Genomic DNA, 4,901 nt, shown 5'->3' on the forward strand with positions numbered 1-4,901 from the left:
GCGTCTCTGCTCGCCGCAGGTCGAGAGCTGCACGCCGCTGTTCCGCTCGGACAGCATCGCCTGCGTGCTCTTCTGCTCCCGGATGCTCACGTAATTGTCGAGTATCTGCTGACTCTGCCACCACAGAATGGCCGCGTTCGAGGCGATCAGCAGCACGGAGACCAGGACGATGGTCAGCCACGTCTGGCTGACCATGCGCAGCATCCCTTTCGTACGCTGGCTCATGGCTGAGGACAGCTTCCGGTCGTGGTCGAGGATGGCGGCGCTGATTCTCTTCTCGCTTTCGCTCAGTTCCGCTCTGACAGACTTCTCGTGCTCGCTGAATGCGGCTTTCAGCATCTCGCCGGTACTCTGCTGCTGCGCTTTCGATTTCTGCTCTAAGTCCTTCGCCAGCGTTAAAAGACTGTTCATAGATGGCTCCCTTCAGTCGGATGTTTCGCCCCCCGTCCGGGTCGGCAATGCTGATGCTGCTTTTTGTGGTGCGTACCACCTCAAAACCTGCGCTTTCCAGCGCCTCAGTGACGTCCTGGCGGGTTTTCAGCTCCCCGGACGAGGCCAAGGCCAGTAAACCCCGTGTAATTGCCTGAGCGGCTTCCTGCTTCGTTTCCGGCAGCGCGGACGGCGTGACCAGCGCCCGCCGGTTTTCAGGCGCGTTCGGGTCATGCAGCCCCAGCCTGCCGTTCACGATGGTCTGCCAGGCATCAATGCGCGGACGGTCGGCGCGGTCGTAATACGGCTGGAGACGCTTGCCAGTCAGCAGCTCCGTGTTCGGGATCAGGAAGTTCAGCTCCAGCCGCCCCTTATCCTGGTGCTCAACCCACAGCACGCTGTACTGGTCTTTGTCGAGTCCGGGCATCAGAACCCGTTCAAAGCTCGCCATCAGCTTTTCGCGCTGCCCGGGCGGTAAATCCTTTTCGGCAAAGGACAGGACGCCGGATGTGTACTTTTTTGCGTAGGGTGAGGCGTCGATAAGCTCCCTGACTTCTTCCGGCTTCCCCTGCAGAACGGTGGCGCCCTCGCGCTGTCGGTCTTTCCCCAGCAGATAATCCACCGGACCGGCGCCACCGCCGCGCCCTCGCGGGTGAAACTTAACGATCATCGTCTGCACCCTTTTCCAGCACGGCATGCCGCAGCCGCTCGAGTCCGGCATCTATGGCCATCAGCGCGGCGACGACCTGCACGCGGTCGTGCCCGCTGCCACCACCGGCGTTAACCTGCCGGGCAATCTGGTTAAGGTTGTTCCCCATGCCGGCAAGCTGACGAAGCAGCGCCGGCGAGATCGAGGGAAGCTTGCCGGCGCGGGCGGGTTTCTCGTCCAGGCACGTCTGGCGCATCCAGGCTGCAAGCTGTTTACCGTCGCAGCGCTCCAGCAGACGCCGGTGCTCATCCTCGGTCACCCACATCGTGAGCATTTTGCTGCGTTTGTCTGCCAATCCGGCCTCCTGATAACGCCGGGACGGGCGGGAAATCTTTTCCCGGTCGGCGCGGTGTTGGACAAGCCGCAGGCGCGTCAGTGGTTTTAGCGGGTTTCGGGGCGCAGCCCTGAACCAGTCACGTAGCGCTAGCGGAGTGTATACTGGCTTAATATGGTAAATCGAAGTGGGAATTCAGGGAAGTGCTTCATGTGGCAGGTAAAAAATGCGTCTGTGGGGCGTAAGTGCGAAATGCTGGGGACGATGAAATGACGCCTCCTCGCTCACTCGGTCGCTACGCTCCTGCCGTGAGACTGCGGCGGGCGTTACCGGCTCACGAATGGCGGGATAAAGAGATGGCGCTCAAATCAGGAAGGGCTGGGAAAAGGATGCGGCGTTGCCGTTTTTCCATAGGCTCCGCCCCCCTGACAAGCATCACGAAATATGACGCTCAAATCAGTGGCGGCGAAACCCGACAGGACTATAAAGATCCCAGGCGTTTCCCCCTGGTAGCTCCCTCGTGCGCTCTCCTGTTCCTGCCTTTCGGTTTACCGGTGTCATTCCGCTGTTATGTGGCCGCGTTTGTCTCATTCCACGCCTGACACTCAGTTCCGGGTAGGCAGTTCGCTCCAAGCTGGACTGTATGCACGACCCCCCCGTTCAGTCCGACTACCACGCCCATTCCGGTAACTATCAACTTGAGTCCAACCCGGAAAGACACGACAAAATCGCCATTGGCGGTAGCCACTGGTAAGCAGGATGTGCGAGAGATGTATCGAGAGTTCTTGAAGTGGTGGCCGGACTACGGCTACACTGGAAGGACAGATTTGGTGACACGTCTCGCACAAGACTGTTACCACGGTTCAGAAGTTCCCCAACTTACTGAACCTTCGAAAAACCACCTCCCCAGGTGGTTTTTTCGTTTTCAGAGCAAGAGATTACGCGCAGAGCAAAACGATCTCAAGAAGATCATTTTACAAATTGGATAATATCCCTCCGCCCCTAACACTAATATAAAATTATCGGGCTTGCATGCCCCTCACCATTTTCCCCATATCCACCACCAAACAATAGTTCGTCGAGTTCTTTGCTAGCTTGATCAATACACGCAGCCACATGAATAGCAGAAGGGTACTCATCATACTGAAAATTATCGCTTTTTTCAGGAGGGAGTCGATCATAATACGGATGACAATCCACATAATAATGACGTATTAGCATCCCAGTTTTATCTTCGTACTCTGATGGCTGCAACGTACTCCCTGGGAAAGCTTTTGCAACATGTATAGCAGCTTGAAAGGTATCAAAATATCGCCCAAACATTGGCGTTTCAAAGCTAGGCGACTCTGTCGAAAAATCCCCCATAACTTGCGCCAAATAACCATTATCTATCTGCCATTGAACATCTGATCCCATAGCCCACTCTCCCAGAGTTACTCCTAATAAATAACCATAATATGTATTTACCATAACGCTTCTTGGCCGCACCCCCTGAGAGCCCCTCAGCGCGTTTCTGCGGCCTGAGGGCCGTTTCCGGCACCTTTCCCCGGCCCAAACCCTGAAAAACGCCCCTGATAATTTCTGCGCGGCTGCATGGCTATGCACAAGAGTGAATGGCGGCCGGTTTCGTGAAGGAAATACCGTGAAAGCTCCGAAAGAAACGCTTAATTGCACAGCAGCACATGAACGTGATCAGATGAAATCTGTCTACTGCCGCACTTCTTCACGAAAGGCCCGCTGAGCGTCAGATTCGGGCCTTTCTTACTAAAAAGATTTCAATAGAATTTTTTAGCAGGCGATTTTTATCTATAACCATACATTGAGCATAGAAGACCCAAATTTATGTATGACTCAATAGAAAAAAACAAATCACAGCCATCTAAACACTGAGACAGCAAGCCAAACAAAAATCAAAGAAATAACTCCATTTTTAATCAAATAATATAGTTTTCGATTCCTTTTTTTTAGCTTCTGACCTGCATCACGAATAGCATTAACATATTTAAATAAATGATTTATAGCACCAGTCCTGTCATTATTATCGTTGGGTGATGCTGCCGCTGACATTAGCACCCCACCTATCCACCTATTTATTTTTTGTGACCACCGCCACTTCATCGGCCTTTCTATATCACAGAACAAAATAATACGTGTCTGCTCGGTATCATTCTGAGCCCAGTGAACAAAAGTTTCGTCAAAAATTATCACTTCACCATCATGCCAACTGCGGCGTACACCATCAACTTCAATAAAACACCGTTCATCATTTGGTGTTGATAATCCTAAATGATAACGAACTGAACCGGCATAAGGGTCACGATGCTTTCCTAAATGGCTTCCTGAAGGCAATTCAGCAAACATCGCTGCTTTAATACAGGGAATAGAGCTAACCAGTTGGGTTGTTACTGGGCAAAGCCGCTCCGCTGATGGATGAGCATCTCCATACCACTTGAGGTAAAAGCGCTTCCAACCGCGCTTAAAAAATGTATTAAATCCTGCATCATTATTTTTTTCAGATGATTTAATGTGCCCTTGCAAATTAACAGCTTCGTCTCTTATAACCTGCCAGTTATCAATTAATGGTTGAAGTTCAGGAAATGTTTCTGGGGGAAACCATGCCTGCTTTGACGGCAGCTTCGAAAAGCCTGTCATAAACATATTTATCGGAGCCATAAATGTTGAATGATCAAATAACTGCCTGGAAAACTTTTGTTTTATTTTACCGCGAGAATGCGCATACAATACACTGATAAGAAAAACAAAAATAATAATAAGTGACAGCATGTGTATATTCCTTGTTCACGCCAATAATAAAAATCTCTTAAAGATAACATAATGAATGCACTTAAATTATAATCTAAATGCTATTTATCAATAGTATAATCGAAGCTTCACCAGAACATATCTACTACACAGGCAGAGAGGATTTCAGCAGGAATTATGCTGAAATGAATCAAAGGGACGGACCGTGATATACCCGCTGTCGCTGTGATCGTTCGAGCTCCAGCGCTTTCTGATGCCGCGCCTCCCGCACCTGCTGCAGCTCGACGGCATTCAGCCGCTCGACAACCGGCGCAGCTGATCGCTCAAACTCTGCACCTGCCTGCTCAAGCCCGTGACGCGCTCGCTCAGCGCCGCGTTCTCCCGTTGCATAAGACCAGACATCGTCCGCCATTCCGCGAAGGCGCTCTCCCACTCGTCCAGCCTTTTCGAGTAGTCCTGCTGTAGCTGCTCTAATGCGCTCAGCAACTGTTTTTCCAGCTCTGTCATGTGCTATTTCCCCGCCAGTATCATCCAGCTCGAATCCTCTCCGAACCGTCCCGCTTCCGGGTTCACCCTCACGCAGCGGCGTCTCTGCTCGCCGCAGGTCGAGAGCTGCACGCCGCTGTTCCGCTCGGACAGCATCGCCTGCGTGCTCTTCTGCTCCCGGATGCTCACGTAATTGTCGAGTATCTGCTGACTCTGCCACCACAGAATGGCCGCGTTCGA

Annotated in this window: 6 protein-coding genes and 1 pseudogene; 1 reads left to right on the top strand and 6 read right to left on the bottom strand. The window is 51.9% G+C overall.

What is annotated here, in order from left to right; genetic code table 11:
• The coding region (mbeA, locus tag R0I78_RS14860) for a plasmid mobilization relaxase MbeA (RefSeq protein ID WP_410506594.1) at positions 1-1,099 on the bottom strand (1,099 nt) is incomplete at its 3' end.
• Positions 1,089-1,412, bottom strand: a complete 324-nt coding sequence (locus R0I78_RS14865; protein WP_001445156.1) for a MobC family plasmid mobilization relaxosome protein — start codon at positions 1,410-1,412, stop codon at positions 1,089-1,091. The genes mbeA and R0I78_RS14865, both read right to left, overlap by 11 nt.
• 643 nt (positions 1,413-2,055) lie before the next feature.
• On the opposite strand from R0I78_RS14865, the gene R0I78_RS14870 reads away from it, so the two are divergent.
• Positions 2,056-2,166 carry a hypothetical protein gene (locus R0I78_RS14870; RefSeq protein WP_048246078.1) on the top strand — a complete coding sequence of 37 codons (111 nt, stop codon included), beginning with the start codon at positions 2,056-2,058 and terminating at the stop codon, positions 2,164-2,166.
• A 254-nt stretch (positions 2,167-2,420) separates the two neighbouring features.
• Here the strand turns inward: R0I78_RS14870 and R0I78_RS14875 are convergent, their stop codons facing one another.
• The 4 genes and pseudogenes from R0I78_RS14875 to R0I78_RS14890 all read right to left on the bottom strand — a co-directional run.
• A complete protein-coding gene (locus R0I78_RS14875; protein WP_065707752.1) occupies positions 2,421-2,882 on the bottom strand; it encodes a hypothetical protein in 462 nt (153 codons plus the stop codon).
• A 399-nt stretch (positions 2,883-3,281) separates the two neighbouring features.
• Positions 3,282-4,196, bottom strand: coding sequence for a lipid A hydroxylase LpxO (gene lpxO / locus R0I78_RS14880; protein WP_023343074.1), 915 nt, complete (start codon positions 4,194-4,196; stop codon positions 3,282-3,284).
• A 270-nt stretch (positions 4,197-4,466) separates the two neighbouring features.
• Positions 4,467-4,682: an MbeD family mobilization/exclusion protein gene (locus R0I78_RS14885; protein WP_023343075.1), complete on the bottom strand. Its 216-nt coding sequence runs from the start codon at positions 4,680-4,682 to the stop codon at positions 4,467-4,469.
• 3 nt (positions 4,683-4,685) lie between these two features.
• Positions 4,686-4,901: pseudogene (locus R0I78_RS14890) on the bottom strand (mobilization protein); the annotation flags it as partial.

This window comes from Oceanimonas sp. CAM02 (assembly GCF_032842915.1).
Classification (GTDB): Bacteria; Pseudomonadota; Gammaproteobacteria; order Enterobacterales; family Aeromonadaceae; genus Oceanimonas; species Oceanimonas smirnovii.